Annotated in this window: 19 protein-coding genes; 10 read left to right on the top strand and 9 right to left on the bottom strand. The window is 65.4% G+C overall.

What is annotated here, in order from left to right; translation table 11 throughout:
* Positions 1-133: 133 nt before the first annotated feature.
* The 6 genes from FDY95_RS22940 to FDY95_RS22915 form a co-directional block, all read right to left on the bottom strand.
* Positions 134-847, bottom strand: a complete 714-nt coding sequence (locus tag FDY95_RS22940; RefSeq protein WP_138081497.1) for a hypothetical protein — start codon at positions 845-847, stop codon at positions 134-136.
* The gene (locus FDY95_RS22935) at positions 844-1,539 is read right to left on the bottom strand and encodes a hypothetical protein (protein WP_138081494.1); all 696 of its coding nucleotides are present in this window, start codon (positions 1,537-1,539) and stop codon (positions 844-846) included. Before FDY95_RS22935 ends, FDY95_RS22940 begins: the two co-directional genes overlap by 4 nt.
* Before the next feature lie 60 nt (positions 1,540-1,599).
* Positions 1,600-1,932: a hypothetical protein gene (locus tag FDY95_RS22930; protein WP_212744946.1), complete on the bottom strand. Its 333-nt coding sequence runs from the start codon at positions 1,930-1,932 to the stop codon at positions 1,600-1,602.
* Positions 1,933-2,000: 68 nt separating this feature from the next.
* On the bottom strand, positions 2,001-2,312 hold the full coding sequence (locus FDY95_RS22925) for a hypothetical protein (RefSeq protein ID WP_138081491.1): 312 nt from the start codon (positions 2,310-2,312) through the stop codon (positions 2,001-2,003).
* A gap of 171 nt (positions 2,313-2,483) precedes the next feature.
* Positions 2,484-2,810 carry a cell envelope integrity protein CreD gene (locus FDY95_RS22920; protein WP_138081488.1) on the bottom strand — a complete coding sequence of 109 codons (327 nt, stop codon included), beginning with the start codon at positions 2,808-2,810 and terminating at the stop codon, positions 2,484-2,486.
* Positions 2,811-2,888: 78 nt separating this feature from the next.
* Positions 2,889-4,511: a ParB/RepB/Spo0J family partition protein gene (locus FDY95_RS22915; protein ID WP_138081485.1), complete on the bottom strand. Its 1,623-nt coding sequence runs from the start codon at positions 4,509-4,511 to the stop codon at positions 2,889-2,891.
* 123 nt (positions 4,512-4,634) lie between these two features.
* On the opposite strand from FDY95_RS22915, the gene FDY95_RS22910 reads away from it, so the two are divergent.
* The 3 genes from FDY95_RS22910 to FDY95_RS22900 all read left to right on the top strand — a co-directional run bounded on the left by FDY95_RS22910 (position 4,635) and on the right by FDY95_RS22900 (position 6,399).
* Complete coding sequence (locus FDY95_RS22910; RefSeq protein WP_138081482.1) at positions 4,635-5,711, top strand: hypothetical protein; 1,077 nt, start codon at positions 4,635-4,637, stop codon at positions 5,709-5,711.
* An 83-nt stretch (positions 5,712-5,794) separates the two neighbouring features.
* Positions 5,795-6,190 (top strand): hypothetical protein, encoded by a 396-nt coding sequence (locus FDY95_RS22905; RefSeq protein WP_138081479.1) that lies wholly within the window; start codon positions 5,795-5,797, stop codon positions 6,188-6,190.
* Complete coding sequence (locus FDY95_RS22900) at positions 6,187-6,399, top strand: hypothetical protein (protein ID WP_138081477.1); 213 nt, start codon at positions 6,187-6,189, stop codon at positions 6,397-6,399. The genes FDY95_RS22905 and FDY95_RS22900 overlap by 4 nt, the downstream gene beginning before the upstream one ends.
* A gap of 116 nt (positions 6,400-6,515) precedes the next feature.
* Here FDY95_RS22900 and FDY95_RS22895 read toward each other — a convergent pair whose 3' ends face one another.
* Positions 6,516-7,082, bottom strand: a complete 567-nt coding sequence (locus FDY95_RS22895; RefSeq protein ID WP_171025814.1) for an IS630 family transposase — start codon at positions 7,080-7,082, stop codon at positions 6,516-6,518.
* Positions 7,083-7,106: 24 nt separating this feature from the next.
* Between FDY95_RS22895 and FDY95_RS26455 the strand changes: the two genes are divergently transcribed.
* Positions 7,107-7,448 (top strand): hypothetical protein, encoded by a 342-nt coding sequence (locus FDY95_RS26455; RefSeq protein WP_171025813.1) that lies wholly within the window; start codon positions 7,107-7,109, stop codon positions 7,446-7,448.
* Between the two features lie 704 nt (positions 7,449-8,152).
* On the opposite strand, the gene FDY95_RS22885 is transcribed toward FDY95_RS26455, so the two are convergent.
* Together FDY95_RS22885 and FDY95_RS22880 are read right to left on the bottom strand one after the other, a co-directional pair.
* On the bottom strand, positions 8,153-9,088 hold the full coding sequence (locus tag FDY95_RS22885; RefSeq protein ID WP_138081468.1) for a universal stress protein: 936 nt from the start codon (positions 9,086-9,088) through the stop codon (positions 8,153-8,155).
* Positions 9,089-9,192: 104 nt separating this feature from the next.
* Entirely contained in the window at positions 9,193-9,504 is a 312-nt protein-coding gene (locus tag FDY95_RS22880) for a phosphoribosylpyrophosphate synthetase (protein WP_138081465.1), read from the bottom strand.
* Between the two features lie 526 nt (positions 9,505-10,030).
* Here FDY95_RS22880 and FDY95_RS22875 point away from each other — a divergent pair.
* The 6 genes from FDY95_RS22875 (at position 10,031) to FDY95_RS27160 (ending at position 17,224) form a co-directional block, all read left to right on the top strand.
* Positions 10,031-12,328 carry a T9SS type A sorting domain-containing protein gene (locus tag FDY95_RS22875; RefSeq protein WP_138081462.1) on the top strand — a complete coding sequence of 766 codons (2,298 nt, stop codon included), beginning with the start codon at positions 10,031-10,033 and terminating at the stop codon, positions 12,326-12,328.
* Between the two features lie 521 nt (positions 12,329-12,849).
* Positions 12,850-13,428: a hypothetical protein gene (locus tag FDY95_RS22870; RefSeq protein WP_171025812.1), complete on the top strand. Its 579-nt coding sequence runs from the start codon at positions 12,850-12,852 to the stop codon at positions 13,426-13,428.
* 508 nt (positions 13,429-13,936) lie between these two features.
* Positions 13,937-14,749, top strand: coding sequence for an amidohydrolase family protein (locus FDY95_RS22865; RefSeq protein ID WP_171025811.1), 813 nt, complete (start codon positions 13,937-13,939; stop codon positions 14,747-14,749).
* A gap of 55 nt (positions 14,750-14,804) precedes the next feature.
* Positions 14,805-16,295 (top strand): BON domain-containing protein, encoded by a 1,491-nt coding sequence (locus tag FDY95_RS22860; RefSeq protein ID WP_138081453.1) that lies wholly within the window; start codon positions 14,805-14,807, stop codon positions 16,293-16,295.
* 59 nt (positions 16,296-16,354) lie between these two features.
* A complete protein-coding gene (locus FDY95_RS22855) occupies positions 16,355-17,047 on the top strand; it encodes a hypothetical protein (protein ID WP_138081450.1) in 693 nt (230 codons plus the stop codon).
* Between the two features lie 3 nt (positions 17,048-17,050).
* Positions 17,051-17,224 (top strand): universal stress protein, encoded by a 174-nt coding sequence (locus FDY95_RS27160; protein WP_138081760.1) that lies wholly within the window; start codon positions 17,051-17,053, stop codon positions 17,222-17,224.
* Positions 17,225-17,256: the final 32 nt, after the last annotated feature.

Raw genomic sequence — 17,256 nt, 5'->3', positions numbered from 1 at the left:
AATCCGGCTCCGGCTCTGGCCGGGGGCAGCTACAGTCTTGGGGCAGTTCGCCGCACTGTTCGCAGGGGGCGGGCTGCTCGGCGGCGTCGGCGTGCTCCGCCGCGTAAGGATTGGGGTAGCTCATGGCCAGGGCTTAGAATAAGGTTCCTTGGATGCCGGGCCCGGTGCGGAGCGGGGCCGGCGCGGGCGCTGCCGGCAGCGGGTGGGCATTGCGCCAGATCTGCTGCTTTAAGGCGTAGGCTTCGGCCTGCAGCTGCTCCAGCTGGGCTGCGTTAGCGGCCTTGTCTTCGAGGGGCAGCCGGTAAAACAGCGGCCGCATGGCCCACAACAGCTCGCTCAGCTCCTGGTGCTGCGGACTGGGGGCGGGCCGCACCACCGAGTAGCGCAACGGCTGGCAGTACTCCGGGCTCCGGTCGTCCTGCTCCCGGCCCAGCATGTTGAACTCGAAGGTTTGCCGGATGCTGGCCCAATCGTAGGCGTCATCGGTGGGCTGGCTCATGGGGGGTAGGGTAGTGGCGGCCAGCAGGGCGGCCGTCAGCCGGCGGATAACGGCGGGCTCGTTGGACGTGACGGAGTAGGTGTCGTGGGCGTAGCCGTACCAGGCATCGAACTCCACGCAGTAGGACGTGGGGCGCACGTTCGGCAGCCCGTTGATGCGCGGGTGCGGCTTCTCGCGGCGAAGGCGGTCCTCGAAGGCAGCCAGGCACGCGGCGGTGCCTAGCTGCTCTTGCTCGCGGTGCAGCAGCCCGCCGCAGGTGTGAATGCGGGTAAAAGGCTTCACCGGCTCGGGTTTCGGCTTGGGCTGAAACCCGATGCGGCGGGTCAGGACGGGGGCGGCAGTGCTCATGCGGTGGGGCCTTCGGTCGGGATAATCAGGTAGTCGCGCAAGGCGGTTTCGGGGCGGGGCCGCAGCTGCTCCGGGTCGCTGCCCAGCAGGTAGTGCCACTCGAAGGCCTCGCCCTCGCGGCGGCGGCCGGCAGGTACCTGGTGCAGCTGAATGCCGGTCACCGTCTCGGCCTGCTTCCCGCCGGTCCGGTACACCCGCTGACCCAGCGCGAAGCGGGGCTCGGGGCGGGCCTGGCCGGTGTAGACGTAGGCCAGCGCCCCCACAATCCCGAAGCTGCCGCGAAACCGCACGTCCACCGGCCGGCCCTCGGCCAGGCGCGTCAGCTGCTGAACTTCGTAGGCTTCATCCTGAATGCCGATGCAGCGGGCCAGCAGCTTTATCACCTGCTCGGACGTTTGGGCGAAGTACACCCGGTCGCCCTGGCCCGGCACCAGCACCTCAAACGCGCCGCTGAGCACCGGCTCCGCGTCCTGGCTGAGGATGGCCAGCGCCTGGGGCTCGGGCGGGGCCACCAACACCAGGTCGCCGGCGGCCTCGCCGTGGCGGTCGTTCAGGATGGCGCGTGGCCCCTGGGGGCTGTTGGGCACCAATTCGGTTATCAGGCCTTGGCGCCGGGTGGTCGTGCTGCGCACGGTAGCGCCTAGCACCAACTGGCCGGCGGCGGTATCGAGGACTCGGGTAATGGCTGGCATGGCAAGGGAGAGGAAAAGGGGGCGGGCCAACGGCCCGCCCGGTGGTAGATAGCGGGCGGGCTATTGGGCGGGCTCAGCGGCCCGGCTGCGCACCTTGGCAAAGGCGGCGTTAAGGGTTGGCACGTTCAGGGCGTAGAAGCGGCTAAACCGGCCCTCTGCAGTCAGCTCTACCCCCGTCCATACCCCGTCCGTGTCGCGGTAGATGACCTGGTGGTCGGCCAGCACCAACCCTTCTTCCCACTCGGCTATGTCGGCCAGCACGTTTTCAATGTCGTTGGTCACCGAGCGGCCCGCGTCGAGGTCGGTGATATACAAAATGCGGTCCTGGGTGGTGTCGTAGGTGAAGCAGGCGCGGGGCTCGTTGCGAGGCTGAAAGCGGCGGTTGCGAAGCATGGGGCGGTAGGTGAGAGGGGTTGGTAAGCCGGCCGGGCCTGTCCCGGCCGGATGGAAAGCGGCGGGGGTTAGGCCACGGCGGGCTGCTCGTCCCAGTCGCGGCGGGCGTTGCCCACGTTGTCAACTTCGTCCTGGTCGAGCGCGGCCAGCAGCCCGGCCGGAATGGCGATGCCCAGTTCGATGCACTTGGCCTCTATGTCGTCCACGTTCAGGCCCGGGTCACGCTCTTGCAGGTTGCAGTAGATTACCTGGTCGTCGTCGGGGTTGTGGCAGACCGTTTCGATGGTCAGGTGATGGTACTGCAGGGGGCGGTCCCACCCGCAAAGGACTTCGACAAGCTGACCGGCGGACGTGACGCCTCGAAACGTGTGCTGGCTCATGTTACAAGCTGGTTTTGTGCGCGTTGCTTATAGTTATTAAACGTAAAACCGGGGCTATATGTTGTATTTTATACAACATATAGCCCCGGTTTTCTTGTTTATGTGAGCGTGGTAAAATCTTCTCCCCTACTGCCCCGGCCCCGGCAAAAAGGCGGCTGGTGCCGCGCCGGGCTACGTCCCGAGCAGGTCAGGGTCCACAAAGCCCGCCAGCAGCCGGGCGGTGGCAAATGCCTGCTTGAAATAGCCGCTTTGCCAGTCCCGGCGCAGCCGCATGGCGGAATGAAACGAGTAGGTTACGCCCGTTGGGCCGAGCCGCTGCAACAGCTCGTCGGCTTGGCCGGGGCTGTAGCTGCCGGCATCGGTGCCGTCGCTGAGCAGCACCGAGACGCTAAAGCGGCCGGAGCCGGCAGGGTCAACGGCGTACACCACGCCGATATTCCTTTCGCGCACGGTGAGTACAGCATCGCCAACGGTTAATTCTTGCGGTTCGGGAGTCATAAGCGGTGGAAAAGGGGCGGTAGGGGGAAAGGGCGCACCGGGACCAGCCCCCGCGCTGGGGGCTGGTCGCTGGGGTGGCTACTTGCGGCGGCGCAACGTGGCCGGGTCGTACAGCCGCTCCATGTGGGCTTTTGCCACTTCGGGAATGTCCGCGAAGGCTTCGGGCATATTCATGCCTTTGGCGACGGTGGTTTGGTATTCCTCGTAGTCCGTTGCCATTTCGTGATGCACCACCAAGTACATCAGCAGGCGGATGAGCTTTTCGGGCGTGTTGGCGGTGGCCTCCAACTGCGTCTGGACCCATTTATCTTTCGTGTAGTAGTCGAGCGGCTTTTCGGGCTTCTCCCAGCCGAAGGTTTTCACCAGCCCGGCCACCAGCACATCGTTCAGGTTGTTGCGGCCCTTTTTCAGCTGCTCCGTCACGATAAAGCCTAGCAGCCCCGTTACGGCCTGCGCCGTTTCGGGCGCGTCCACCGGCCCGTTTAGCAGGTTCATAATGCGCTCGGCCGTTACCTGCTTGCGGGATTCGCGCATCAGGTTGGAGAGGCGGGTCTGCTTGGCCTGCTGGCCTTTGGTCAGGGCCGGGGTGGCGCTGGGCAGGGCCTTCGTCCGTTCCTGCGCGGCGCGATACGAATCGGTCAGCTTGATTAGCACGGCGTGGCCTGCCTGCGGCCCGTTGGCGTACACGCCCCACACCGACCCTTTTTTGGCGCGGGTCTTTTCGTAGTGGTGGCTGGGTAAGCCCTGCCCGCCGTAGCCAATGACGTTGAGCAGTTGGGCGGGCTTCTCGTCGGTGCTGAGTTCGGCAACCTTGCGCGTGATTTGGGCTTCCGTCTTGGTGGCCCAGCACACCTTATCGAGGCAGGTGTCGTGCGCGGCCATTTCCGCAAAGAGCACCGTTGCGCAGCTGCTGCGCTTGGGGCAGGCGCTGCAAGCTCCGGCAGCTTCTACGAGCGTTTCGTCGCTCAGGCTCCACGGCGCGGCCGACAGCTTGCGGGCCTCCTGGCTCAGCCAGTTGGTTACGTTACCGTGGGTAATGGATTGCCAGCCGCCGCCCGTTTCAAACAGGCGCTGCTGCACGGAATGCGGCCAGCGGCACAGTTCCTCAGCGGCTTGCAGGGTGAGTTTATTGCTGCGCAGCAGTTTCAGCCACTCCGGCAGCAGCTCGGACAGAGCGCGGCGCTGGGCTACCCACCGGGGCGTTTTGCCCAAACGGGACGCAATGCCCTCCTGGTCGATGTCGAGGGCTGCCAGCCGGGCCACGGCGGCGGCTTCGTCGGCCGGGTGGGGGGCCTCCCGTTGCAGGTTCTCGATAACGCGCCATTCCTCGACCTGCGCGTCACTCATGCCGTGGCGCACGTTGCAGTCGATGGTCGGCAGCTCGGCCTTTTCGTGGGCCGCGAAGCGCCGGAACCCGGCAATCAGGGCGAAGTGCTTGCCCTCGATGGGCTCGGTCAGGGCGCGCACGGCAACCGGCTGCACCAGCCCGTTATGCTTCACGCTCACGGCCAGCTCGTCCAGCCCGGCCGGGTCGATGGTTGAACGGTAGTTGCCCGCTACGTAGATTTCCGAAAGCGGCAGGCTGCGCAGCTCCGTTACGAACATCGGGGCGGCGGGGGCCTGCGGCTCCTGCTCGGGCGCGTCCTGTACGATGGTCAGGTGCGTTTCGTCGGCGGCGGGGGTTACTGCAATTTGCTCCATGTAAGTGCTTGTTTGTTATACTATTTAAACGCAAATCGACCCCGTTATGTTGTATTTTTTACAATATAAAGAGAGAAACGTTACCCCCTGCGCACCTTTCCCCAACTGCCCCGTTTTTTTGTTGTGAGCGCCCCGAAATCCCCCTCCCGCACGTCGCTTCCGCAGCTCAACGAGCGTCAGCAACTCTACCTGGTTGCAGCCTACCGCCTGGATCAGGAACTAGAACAGGAGCACAAGCACGATTATGTGCGCGGCCGGGCACCGGTGCCGGCTGCCGAGTGGCGGCTGATTCCGTACGGCCGCTGGAAGCACCGCCTGGGCGCACCGGCAACGGAGCTGCGGCAGCGCATCGAGCAGCACGAGGCCCCGGGCACGCGGCTGGTGGACCCGGGCGCCGGCAGCACCTGGAAAGCGCTGGCTGAGCGCGGCCTGGTTGAAATCGAAGAGCGGGTTGTCGTCGACGACCCTCACCCGCGCATCGGCTACTCGTTGCCCTACATTCGCCTGACGCGCAAAGGGCGCCGCCTGGTGCGGCAGCTCACCGGCGAGCAGCGCCCGCCTGCCCCACGCCGCGCCAAGCCGCAGCAGCCCGAAGGCCTGTTGCCGCAGCAGGTGTGGCGGGCCCTGGTGCTGGCTTACCAGCAGGATGCGGAAGGCGTTGCGCTGGATACCGTAGACCGCTTTCACGCTTGCTATGCCCGCATACCGGCCAACAGTTTTGAGTGGTTGGAACAGCTAGGCCTGGTAGACGCCGGCCCGCGCACCGCCGGGCCTGCGGGCCAATGGCCCGTAAGCTACCACGTCACCGAGTCCGGCCGGGACTACTATCAGCGGTACTACCGGGTGAATACCACTGCTTACCGCAATGTGCCGGCGGAACTGCCGCGGCCGGTACTGAGCGCTGAGCACCGGACCTTCTGGCAACGGGTGCAGGTGCTCAGCCTGCAGCGCGACGGGGCCGGCCTGGACCAGGCCCGGGCCGAGGCCTGCCGGCGGGAGCTGCTGCAGTTGCAGCTGGCCGAACCTGGCGGCGCGCTTTACGCCGCCCCCTTCTGGTACCCAATGCTGGCCGGCCGCGCCGTCACCACCCGTCACAACCGCAGCGCGGAAGACTTCGGCTGCGCGACTGAAGCCGAGGCGTTAACTCAGTTGCAGCAGCTCAAGCAACGTTGGCAGCAGCAGTTGGCAGCGTTACCTTAGGCCGCCCTACCAGATCCTGGCCGGCGGGCGCCGAAGCGTTTGCCACGTCCCGCCGTTTACCTGTCAATTTTACCTCCGTTCGCGTGGCAAATTCTGAGACTGCACAACTGCTCCCCATCCTGCAGCAGGTCGCAACCGGGCTGGCAGATCCGGCCAATCATTATATGCTGCAGGCCCACTGGTACGAGCACGAGGGCCAGCGCGTCCTGTTCGCGGCCGTGTACCTGCACCACGACTGCGCCTGGAACTTTGAGCTGGGCCCCGACGCGGTGGCCGTCGACGTGCTGCTCGACCGCCGGCACCTGGACCGCCGCTCTCGCATCAGCATTCCGTACGCCGAAATCTACGGCGTGCAGCACTACGCCGGCGCCGACTTCGGCGGCACGTTCCTGGACCGGCATACGCTTTACTTCAGCATCGAGAAGATGGCCAGCCTGACGCCGCGGCTGAAGGAACTGCTAAAAGCCCCGCAGGCATGAGCAGCGCGCTGCTTCCCCTGGTGCTGGCCGGCCTGCTGCTGGCCCCACCCGCTAAAGTCTACGTGTGCCAGGGCTCGGCTTCGTACGCCTACCACGCCACCGACCGCTGCGAGGGGTTGGCCTGGTGCACCAAAACGGTAGCGAAGCTGCCGCGGGCCCAGGCCGAGAAATTGGGCCGCCGCCCCTGCGGCCGTTGCTACCGGCGCTGACCCGGTGGGCCATTTATGGCCTTGGTTAAAAGTTTGGTACAAATGTTACATGAGTAGTAGCAGGAGCTACCGGCAAGTGGCTTACAGTTCCTGCTACCACTAGAGCATATTCGTGGTCAGTGTATATGATAGCCGCAGTGGGCAAACCAATTGTGGGCATCCGTGGCGGATATCCAGTCGCTGGCTGTTTGCAGGGCTTGGGTCAAGGCCTCGCGGGTGCGGGCCGCGGCGGTGCGCAGGTGGGTTTTGAACTTGCTGAAGGCGAGTTCGACGGGGGTAAAGTCAGGCGAGTAGGGCGGCAAAAACAGCAGCCGGGCGCCGCGGGCCGCGACGACCTGGGCCGCTTCGGGCGCTTTGTGTACGCGCAGATTGTCAAGCACGACCACGTCGCCGGGCACGAGCGTGGGACCGAGCACCTGGTCGAGGTAGGCCACGAAGCTAGCCGTGTTCACGGCCCCGTCGAGTTCCATGACGGCCTGCAGCCCCTGTGGGGTGAGGGCCGCCAGCACCGTCACGTTCGGCCCGTTGTGCAACGGCAGCGCTTGGTCGAGCCGCCGGCCTGCGACGACCCGCCCGTAGCGGCGCGTGTAGGTCAGGTTTACGCTGGTTTCGTCCACGAACTTGAAGCGCGTCACATCTTCACCCGGCAGGGCTTCGAGGAAAGCCCGGCGCAACGCTCTCACGCGTTCGGTGTCACGCTCGGCGGCGTGGATGCTCTTTTTTTACGCCGCAAGTCCAACTGCTGCAAGGCCTGCCAGACCGTGGTGCGGCCGACCGCCGGCCGGCCCGCCGGCCGCCACGAGCAGGGCGCGCAATTCATCAAGCGTGGCGTCGGGCTGTTGGGCCACGCAGGCGGCCAACTGGGTGCGGGCTGCCTCGTCCAGCAGCGGCGCGGGGCCGCCCCGGTGCGCAAGCGCCGCCACCCCACCGCCCGCCCGCTGGCGCTGCAGCAGCTTGTTAACGAAAGACAACGAGACGCTGAACCGAGCGGCAACCTGGCCACGCGTGCTGTCCCCAGCCGCACAGGCGGCCGCGACCCGTTCACGTAAATCAGCAGAGTAAGGCTTCACACCGTATACATTGACCACGAAACTGCTCTAATCATATAGTACTGTCGGCGGAGAATAAGCCAGACGAGGCTGCCGGCAAGTCCTGCATACGGCGCGCAAGCCAGCTGGTAGTCAGTGGCTGGCTGTGTTCAACGCCTCACACAGCGGGCAACGCGGCCGCTTTTCCGTGGCTTGGGTCGGTACATAGTACTGCCACTGGCCACTTTTCTTCACGGCTTGGCCGACCGGGCACTCGACATGGTCGTGAAAAGGGTAGCGTTCTGCCACCGGGTCAGCGGACCGCAGCCCCGGTGGGTGGGCCGCATGGCGAAAGAAAGCGGTGGTATGGACCATCAGTGACAAGGAAAGAAATGGGTAGGTACCAAGGCCTGCGGGTGCAGTTCGCCCTGCAGACGGAAAGGTGCGGCGGGTCCGTTCGCTGGGCCCGCCGCAGGGTCGTTGTAGACGGTGTGTCATATAACCAGCCGATAACCGCTTGCTCGTTACTCGGGCAGGCTGTCAGCGTCGACACCGCCGCACCCTGCCAATCGTCATCGGGATACCCTCAGGCAGTTAGCGCAGCTGCGGCAACCGAACCGCGCTTGCGCTACCTCATTTCCCAACTCCTGCCAGATGCTTCCTCCTTACCTTCCATGAACAGGCTTCCGCTACCAGCACCGCTACCCGTAAAACACCCGGCTTCCCTAGACTCCGGGAGGTAGGGGCCGTCGTTTCCCAGCACCCGATGGGCCGAGCTTTCTGGACGCAAGCCCGGCAGGGTACACGGGCGAGGCGGAACGGACCGGCGCCGCCGTGGTCGGCAGCAGCAAAACTGGTACCGGGCTGTGGCGTATCACGTAGGCCGCCACGCCGCTGGTGAACAAGCTTTCCACGAGGCGGCGTGAGCGGGTAGGCAGCACGAGCAGATCGGCCTGCACATCCCGCGCTGCCTGCACGAGGCCGGCCCGGCGCGGCTGCTGGCATACCCGGTGCGTGGGGAAGTGAGCTAGGCCCGGCAGCAAGCCGCCGTGGTACACCGTATCGGTGGCTCGGGTCATGGTGGCTTCATCAGCCGGCGTTTCGGCCACGTGCACGATGCAATAGGCGGCGTGCCAGCTGTGCAGCAAGGGCTGCAACGACTGCGCTGCCGCAGCGAGGTGAAATTCCTCCCCGTCGGCGGCTACGGCCACGAGCTCCGGGAGGCGGACCGGGCTGCCGTCGGGGACCAGCAGCAGCGGCAAGCCGGCATCGCGCAGCACCGGCAGCGCCTGGTGGAGCAAGAGCTGATCCAGCAGATGGTGCTCCGGAGCCAGTCCCAGCACCAGCAGCAGCGGGTACCAGCGGTGCAGCAGGTCCGCCAGGCCATGGTCGAGGTCTTCGACGCGGGCCGCTACCTCGACGGTGCCCGGTAGTTGCCGGGCAAGGTCGGCCATAGCCAGGGCTTCGGTTAGTTGCTGCTGGTAGTAATCGGGCAGCTCCGGGTCCAGCCCGGGGGCCGGGAGCATGGGGGCCGCCAGGGGTACCAGCACCACCCGTCCCGCAACCGCCGCGGCAATCAGGGCCGCCAGCTGCGCGGCAGCGTGGGCCGCCCGGGATGCAGCCGACGGGTCGACAACGACCAACACGGTAGGAGTCATCATAGTGAAAACCGGAAAAGGGCTCGGAAGAAAAAACCGCCGCGTAGGCTAGGCCGGTGAGCCTCGGCCCAGGCTGCCCGCACCGGCCACGGCGGTCGATAGGCGCGTTAGGGCAAAGGCACGGCCAGCCCGCGCAGCAGCTCCGTGGTTTGGCTATCGGCGTAGTGGCCGTAGGCATCCACCACGACGCCCTTCACCCCGCTTTCGGATTCAATAGCGTAGACCACGCACATGTCTTCCGGGTCGGACGCCCCCTCGAAGCGGTGCACTTCGTGGATGCGAAACCGGCCGGGGTGCCGATGCAAGTCCAATCCCTCGTCCGGCTGCTGCGCGCCCGAGAGATTAAAGTCGTGCCGGTAGCCACGACGGGCCAGGTCGCGCAGGGTTGGGGCTTCGGAGGCAAACGTGTGGGGTTTCATCAAGTAGCAAGGCAAACGGGTGATGAGCAGTCCTGGCGGCTATTAGGGGCTGTCGGCCGGGGCAGCGACGACGTAATGCTATGCCGGAAGGCAGTGGGGAGCGGGGTGAAGCAGCAGCCCGGCCGGGCGGCGGGCGAAAATGGGCGGGCTCCCAGCCGCCGCCAAGGCTTCGCCTGGGGCTAATCATTTCATGGCGGGGCTTTTTTCCAGGTAATATCCACTCAATGCCGGGGCGCTTCCATGACCGGCAATACGTTACCGGATGATCTGCATCATGGGGCAAAAGCGACGAACAAGTCCCGCCGAGGGCTCAGGAGTTGGGCTGGGTTGCGGCGGCTGCCGGGCAGGGGCGGATGATGTCAAACACCCAAGCGCGTGATGTGGGTCATGTGCGGCCCTTACCGGATGACGGACCTTTGCTGCTGGTAGCTCGTCCATCGTTTTGGCAATGGCTTGATCTGTACCGTCCGTTGCTCGGATAGCCAGATATACTCCGTCTATCAGCCATCCTTTTCTTTGCCTTACCGTGAATACAGTTACTACCCCGCGCTTTCGGATAGCCGGGTCGCCGTTTCGTGCCTTCCTGGCCTTCCTGGCGCTTTTCTTGTCAGCAATTGGTGCTCAGCGGGCGCAGGCCCAGGGCAATACCACCATCACCGCCAGCTCCATCATCATCGACCGGGGCGACACGACCGGCAACGAGACGTTTGGGGCCAAGAATGGGCTGCCGGCGCCGGCGTTTCAGAACCGCAACCTTGGCTCCTTCGACATCAGCGACTTTGCCACCCGCCTGCTGCTGAACGGCGGCACGCTGACCACCCAGGAAAGCGCCCCGGACGAAGTCTACAGCGCCTCGCTCACGTACCGGGTTCGGGCCAATGGCGGCGGCCTCAACCTGCGCTCCGGCTCCATTGCCCTGCCCCAGGTAAGCCAGACGGCCGGCACGCGCATGTTTGCCGCCACGGCGGCCAATACCAACCTGCTCACGGGCCTGAGCGCCGGCAGCTACGTTCTGAGCGTGCAGCTGGTGGCGGAAGGCATCAATACGAGCCCGGATGGGGGCGCTTTTGCCATTTCGGATCCGCAGTTCCGGTTTTACGAAGCCACGTTTACGGTAACGGGCGTCGCGCCCACCGAAGCGCCCAACTCAACTACCTGGACGGGCGGCAAAAACGACAACTGGTTTGACGCCGCCAACTGGACCCAGGGCGTACCCACCCCCACGAAAGACGCCACCGTGCCCAATTTCGGCTCGGGCTCGACGGTGGCCTACCCCAACATTTACAGCAACGCCGTCAAGCCCGCGTCGACGGCTACCACCCGCATTCAAAACCAGGACGGCACCTTTACGGACGTGCAAACCACCACGCCGGGCTACGACAACAGCAACTCCGGCCCGGCCCTGACGCACGCGCTGACCATGCAGGGCGACAACCAGCTGCAACGCTCCCTGGTGCGCCTGCTCGTCGGCCGCCTGCAGGTGTACGGCGACTTCCGCAACCAGCAGGACAGCTTTGTGCAGCGCGAAAACACCGTCGTCAGCTTTACCGGCGGCAACCAGACCATCAGCGGCTCGGCCTCCGGTTTCGCCGGGGTCGAAATCGACGGTGGCGGCCTGAAAACCCTCACCACCAGCTTCACGATTCTGCCGGGCGGCACGCTACGATTCATCAGCGGCGTACTGGAAACCAACGTCAGCAACGTCAACGTGGAGTTTGTGGAACTGGCTCCGGCCACCGTCAGCAACGGCGTGACCACCCCCGCGGGGCAGCTGGCGGGCGAAACCGACCTGACCCACCTGCGCGGCTTTCTGAAGACAACGCAGACGGCCCAGACGGGCGTCGCCCAGAACTTTGGCAACAGTGGCCTGACCGTGACGTTCAGCGGCAATGACCCGGGCAACGTCTCGGTTACCCGCAATACCAGCCTCAACTACGCCTCCATCAACAACGGCGCCAACGCCAAACCCAGCATCCGGCGCGTCTACGGCGTGCGGCCGTCCAACCAGAACGCCGCCGGCGGCCTGCGGGCCACCATGGTGTTTCACTACCTGGACGACGAAACCCGCAACCTGACGCCGGGCAATCAAAACTTGCGCGAGGCTGATTTCGCGCTGTTCCTGTCCACATCCTCGGGCGACGTATTCGGCCAGCTGGGGCGCGATGCGCTGAACACGACCACCAACGAGCTGACCAAGAACGACGTCACCACGTTTGGCACGTTCACTATCAGCGAGGCTACCGACCCGTTGACCTTGCCCGTGACGCTGACGGCCTTTTCGGCCAAGCGCGAAAACACCGATGCGGTGGTGAGCTGGCAAACGGCCATGGAGCGCAACAGCCGCGGCTATGAGGTGCAGGTTTCCACCGACGGCCGGCAGTTCCGGGCGCTGGCGTTCGTGCCCAGCTACTCGCCCACGGCTACCACGCTCAGCACCTACCGCTACGTCGATACGGAAGCCGGTAAGCAGGGCATCCGCTACTACCGCCTGCGGCAAGTAGACTTGGACGGAACCGCCACGTTCTACGGCGCAAAAGCCGTAAGCTTTGGCCCCGGCGCGGCCACCGCGGCCCGGATGAACGTGTTTCCCAATCCGTTCGTCGACGCGCTGCACCTGACGGCCACCAGCGTGGAAGCCGGGCAGGGGCAACTGACGCTGCTTGACTTGGCGGGCCGCGTCGTCCGGCAGCAGACCAGTACGCTGGACGCCGGCGTCAATGGCCTGACCTTGAGTTACCTGAACGGCTTGCCAGCGGGGGTGTACGTGGTGCGTTTCGCGCCCGTCGGCGGCCAAGCCCAGACCACGCGCGTACAAAAACAATAAGGCTGGGGCCCGACTGGCGGCGCCTTGTTCTCAACGGCCCGCACCCGCTGGCAAGCGTCCTGCGCACCAGCCAAGACCTGGGCACCTGACTTGGCCCGATTAGCCATAGCGCGGCCGGCGCGGTGATGGGCATCATGCGTTGCCGTGCCGCGCGTCATGGTATGCCCGGGAAACCGGCTGCACCTTTACCTAAGGTTACCGACTACCTGGAAACAGACCTCGGAGTTATGCTTCACCTGGCCCCGAGGGGCAGCCGCAACGCTGACCGCGTTGCGGCTGCCCAAGCGCTGGCGGCCTTGGCTTAAACCAGTTGCAGCCAATGTCTTTCCGGATTCAATCAGCGCTGTGCATCCAGGTACCGATTCTTTGCCTTCACCTCTGCTTACCCTGTTCGCCCGTGGAACCATCCCCAACCATATCAGCCCACGACACGCTCGTGGTTATCAGCGCCCTTGCCGGCATTCTGCTGCTGGTCACCTTGGCGCTGTGGCTGCCATGAGCCGGTTTCTACCGGCCGCTTCGTGCCCCAGCATCTGCTCATTGTATTGACTTTTCGTTGTATGACTTCTCCCAAGCAAGCCCTGACCCACCAGCTCGTCGCGGCGGTAGCGCCTCACCTGAGCGCAACAGCAGCGGCGCCCACGCAGGCGCCCAAAGCCGTTGTGAAGACGGCCGAGCAGCTGGCCAAACAGGTGCTCCGACACCAAAACAAGCTGGCCAAAGCGGCCAAGCCCGCTGCCGCCGACCCCAAGGCGGCGCGCAATGCCCTGGCCGGGGAGCTGCTGGCGGCCGTGCAGCCCCAGTTGGCCCCCGGCGATACGCCGGCATTCGTGACGGATACGCTGAAACGCCTGGCCGGCCGCCTGCTCAAGCAGCGTCGTAAAATGGCTAAACAGCTGGCTAAATTGACGAAAACAGGCTCCGCGAAGCTCTTTTCAACGGAGCTTACGCCGTTTCAGGCCCCTCAGTCTGCCCGCCGTCGTTCTACGCCGGCTTCGCCTGCCCCAGCGCCCCGGGCTGCTTCGCCAAAGCCACGAGTACCCACCACAAAGCCAGCCCTTGCCGTTGTGCACACCGCCACCCCAGTAGCAGCGGCGTAACGAGGTCGGCGGGCTCCTTGCCTGATTCCACGGTAGCGTTTTCGTCTCGGCGAAATAGTGTGCTGCCCTGGGCTAATTGTGCCGGCCAGTTCCGCTGGCAGCCCGGCCCGATGTGCTAGCTGCACCCGCCTGACACTCCGACGGCCGGGCCAGCTACCGGCACCATGTTAAAGCTGTATTCAGCGGCCTTCCCCTCTCATTGCTCACCAAGTAATGAGAGGGGAAGGCCGCTTGCATGACTAGGCGTAAATGTCCGACCAACGCTCAACGTCGGCACGGGCCAGGGAGACGGCAGCCAGTGAAGGATCAAGCCCGGAGCATGATCGTGGTCATGTCAACGAACCGGTATTCGGGGCAACCTTGCATATGGCCTGAAGCGGCATTTAACTATTTGCCAATCAGTGCTTTTTACAGGTATTGCTTGCGTCTGTATGCTTCCTTGAAGTAAGCCAGCACGGCCAAAATGGGCCGATACTGGCGCTGCTGGGCCGCTTTCTTTTCCTTCGTCATGAAACACTCCTTGGTTCTTGTGCTTGCTACCGGGCTGGTCCTGCTGGCGGCCCGGGCTACCGGTCAACCAGTGCCCCTCGGCCGCGCCGCCAGCCTGCTGGTCATTACGCACGTCAACGTAGTGGACGTTGTCGAGGGCGAGGTGCTGCCCGACCGCATGGTGGTCGTGCGCGACGGGTGCATCGAATCCATTGGCACGCACGCGCCGGGCGGTGGGGCCGTGCTGCGCCTGGACGGAAGCGGCAAATACCTCATGCCGGGCTTGTGGGATACCCACGTGCAGGCGCCGCCCATCGCGGCGCTCGAACAGGAGCTGCTGGCCCAGCTGGTTAAGCGCGGCATCACCAGCATCCGTTACTACGGCGTACCGGCTGGGCGGCCAGCCCTGCTGGCCACCATGCGGGCGCTGGAAGCCGGCACGCAGGTAGGTCCGCGCGTGGTATGGGCTAGTGACGAGCCGGGGCCGGCCGGGCCTTACCCGTTCCACCCGGGCCGGTTGCTGGACGAGCTAACGGCGTTGGCTGCCACGGGCAGGACCCCAACGCAGGTGCTGCAGGCCGCCACCGTAGACCCAGCCGCAGCGGCCGGGTACCGCTACACCCTGGGGCAGGTAGCGCCGGACTTCCGCGCCGATCTGCTGCTGCTGGATGCCAACCCGCTGGACGATATCCGCTCCCTGCGGCAAGTGCGGGCAGTGGTGCTGCGCGGGCGGGTATTCGACCGGGCCGCGCTGGAGGCGCTGAAAGCCCGGGGGCCGGCCGCCGCGGTGCTGGTCAAAGCCAAGCCGGCGCCTGGAATACGAACCCGCTAGTGGCCTTCTTCTGCGGCAGAAATCCTGATTTGCTGAATCTTTTTTCCTACTGCTCATGTCAACTGCGCCAATCCTGACGCCGTCTGCTCCGGCAGCACCGGTGGCCGACGCCGACATCACGGCGGCCATTGAAATGCTGTTGTCGAACAAGAAAGGGCTGACTACCCACCTCATTACCGTCCGCACGCAGGCCGGCATGGTGGAGCTGACGGGCTTTGCCGACAGCCTGCTGGCCCGGCAGCGGGCCGAAGAAGCCGTCCTGACCGTCCGCGGCGTGTGCGGCCTCGACAACCAGCTGGCAGTCAGCCCGACGGTGGTGGCCGATGCGGAGCTGCAAAGCGCGGTGACGCAGGCGCTGGCCGATGACCCGGCCACCGGCCAGTACCCGGTGCACTGCGAGGCTAGTCAGGGCAGCGTAATGGTGAGCGGAACCGTGCAGTCCTGGCCCGAAAAGCAATTGGTGCTGCGGGTACTCGCCGGCGTACGCGGAGTGGAAAACATTCGCACGGAACGCCTCTTCATCAGTGGCGGAACGGTCGTCAATTCCGATGACCAGATGACCACCCAGCTGCGGGAGCTACTCGACTGGGATGTGCGCCTCAACGGCACCCTGATCGAGGTACGCACCAGCGAGCAGGCCGTCCACCTGGCGGGCACGGTGGGCTCGGCCGCCGAAAAAGAGCGCGTCGTGGCGCTGGCCTACCAGACCGGGGCCGTCCGCGTAGACGCCCGCGACCTGTTCGTGGCCTATTGGGCCCTGGGCCGGGAACTGCGCCGCGCCACCCAGCTGCCCAGAACGGATGAAAGCATTGCCCAGGCCGTGCGCGATACGCTGCTGCTCAACCCGCGGGTGCGGGCGTCGGAAACTCTGGTGCAGGTGCTGCATGGCGTAGTGACGTTGGCCGGTACCGTGAGCAACCTACGCACCAAGCAGGAAGCCGAGCACGACGCCCGCCACGTGGCCGGCGTCGTAGACGTGCACAACCTGCTGAAAGTGCGTACCGGGCGCCTAGTGCCCGACGACGACATTGCGCAGAACATAACCACCGCCCTGGCTCGCGACCCGTACGTCGGCACCGTCAGGTTTGACGTCCGGGTGTACAGCGGCCGCGTGCTGCTCACCGGCAAGGTGACCTCGCCCGAGGAGCAGGATCAGGCCGGCGACGTGGCCGCCGGTGTCAGCGGCGTGACGGCCGTCGACAACCAGGTGGAAGTTTCCACGGATTGGCAAGACAGCGCCGCCTACAAAGCGCGGAAGCTGCAAGCTGCTGAACCGGACGATACCACGCCGGACCAAGCGCTGGCCGTGCGCATCGAGGCGCGCCTGAGCTGGTCGGCCAGCCTGCGCGACCAGTCTATAAAAGTGCAGGTCGACCGCGGGGCGGTTACCCTCACCGGAACGGTAGCTACCTGGGCGGACCTGCAGCTGGCCATCCAGCACGCCCGCGAAGCCGGCGCCCGCGGCATCACCAACGGCCTGCACGTGCTCACTAGCACCCCATTCATCATCGGGCTGCCGCTAGCCATCAGTATTCTTTCGTTGTAGCCGCCGCGGCATCTCTGCGGGGCGCCAGCTATTCTCCAGTGCCTTTTTCCTCCTTCGTTATGTCCTCCTCCTTTGTCGTAGTGGTCGACCCCATGGAAGCAACACCGCCTACTACCGTGCCCTACGCTGTCGGTATGGGAGCAGCTCTGCCCGTACTGCTGACGTTGCTGCGCATACAGCACGCTCCAGACTTATTGGCACCGGAACCGGCGCTGGCGGCGACCAGTCAAACCGACTGTCACTGCGCCGAAACGACGGCCAACGCGCAGCAACTGGCCCGGCAACTGCCCGGGCCGGCTGCTACCCAGGTGCTGGAGCTGTCTTCGTCCGAGGCCGTGGAGCAAGCCATTCGGCAGTTGCAGCCGCTGCTGCTCGTGCTGGGGCTGCACGCCGAGCACACCCTGCTGGACCAGCTACGGCACAAGCACCTGCTACCGGTGCTGCGGGCCACGCATCACCCCTTGCTGCTGGTACCGGAAGCCACTAGGGTTTCGGGGCGGCCGGGCCGGGTGTTACTGGCCATCGATGCCGAGCCCTACAAGCTCACGGCTGCGGCCCGGGCCCTGGTTCCGCTGCTGGCCTCCTGGCAAGCGGCTTACACCGTAGTGCACGTGCTGCCAGCCCACGCTTCGCAAACCCGCTCGGAGCGCCAAGTGCTGACCGGCGTGCGGGCGGAGGGGTTGGTGCCGCCCGACGCGCCACTGTGGCTGTACCAGGAACCCGCCGCCTCGTCGGCGGCGGGCATCCTGTAGGCCCTGGCCGACACCCAGGCTGATTTGCTGATTCTGCTGGCGCGGCCCCACAGCTTATGGAGGCGTCTGTTTCACCGTAGCATCACGGCCGAGGTGCTGCGCCGCTGCCCGGTGCCCGTGCTGCTGGTACCTGTCGCGGCGCCGGATCAGCCCGGCTGGATGCCTACCATGAGCTGAACAGCTCGTCGGGGAGGCAAATAACGCGCCGC

It is taken from the genome of Hymenobacter jeollabukensis, assembly GCF_005771675.1.
Lineage (GTDB): Bacteria > Bacteroidota > Bacteroidia > Cytophagales > Hymenobacteraceae > Solirubrum > Solirubrum jeollabukense.
This window is presented reverse-complemented; position numbering and strand designations above follow the sequence as displayed.

Bases quoted from the DNA above. Each gene is read 5' to 3' on its own strand.
- FDY95_RS22940 (WP_138081497.1), bottom strand. From the start codon at position 847: ATGAGCACTGCCGCCCCCGTCCTGACCCGCCGCATCGGGTTTCAGCCC.
- FDY95_RS22935 (WP_138081494.1), bottom strand. From the start codon at position 1,539: ATGCCAGCCATTACCCGAGTCCTCGATACCGCCGCCGGCCAGTTGGTG.
- FDY95_RS22930 (WP_212744946.1), bottom strand. From the start codon at position 1,932: ATGCTTCGCAACCGCCGCTTTCAGCCTCGCAACGAGCCCCGCGCCTGC.
- FDY95_RS22925 (WP_138081491.1), bottom strand. From the start codon at position 2,312: ATGAGCCAGCACACGTTTCGAGGCGTCACGTCCGCCGGTCAGCTTGTC.
- FDY95_RS22920 (WP_138081488.1), bottom strand. From the start codon at position 2,810: ATGACTCCCGAACCGCAAGAATTAACCGTTGGCGATGCTGTACTCACC.
- FDY95_RS22915 (WP_138081485.1), bottom strand. From the start codon at position 4,511: ATGGAGCAAATTGCAGTAACCCCCGCCGCCGACGAAACGCACCTGACC.
- FDY95_RS22900 (WP_138081477.1), top strand. From the start codon at position 6,187: ATGAGCAGCGCGCTGCTTCCCCTGGTGCTGGCCGGCCTGCTGCTGGCC.
- FDY95_RS22885 (WP_138081468.1), bottom strand. From the start codon at position 9,088: ATGATGACTCCTACCGTGTTGGTCGTTGTCGACCCGTCGGCTGCATCC.
- FDY95_RS22880 (WP_138081465.1), bottom strand. From the start codon at position 9,504: ATGAAACCCCACACGTTTGCCTCCGAAGCCCCAACCCTGCGCGACCTG.
- FDY95_RS22865 (WP_171025811.1), top strand. From the start codon at position 13,937: ATGAAACACTCCTTGGTTCTTGTGCTTGCTACCGGGCTGGTCCTGCTG.
- FDY95_RS22860 (WP_138081453.1), top strand. From the start codon at position 14,805: ATGTCAACTGCGCCAATCCTGACGCCGTCTGCTCCGGCAGCACCGGTG.
- FDY95_RS22855 (WP_138081450.1), top strand. From the start codon at position 16,355: ATGTCCTCCTCCTTTGTCGTAGTGGTCGACCCCATGGAAGCAACACCG.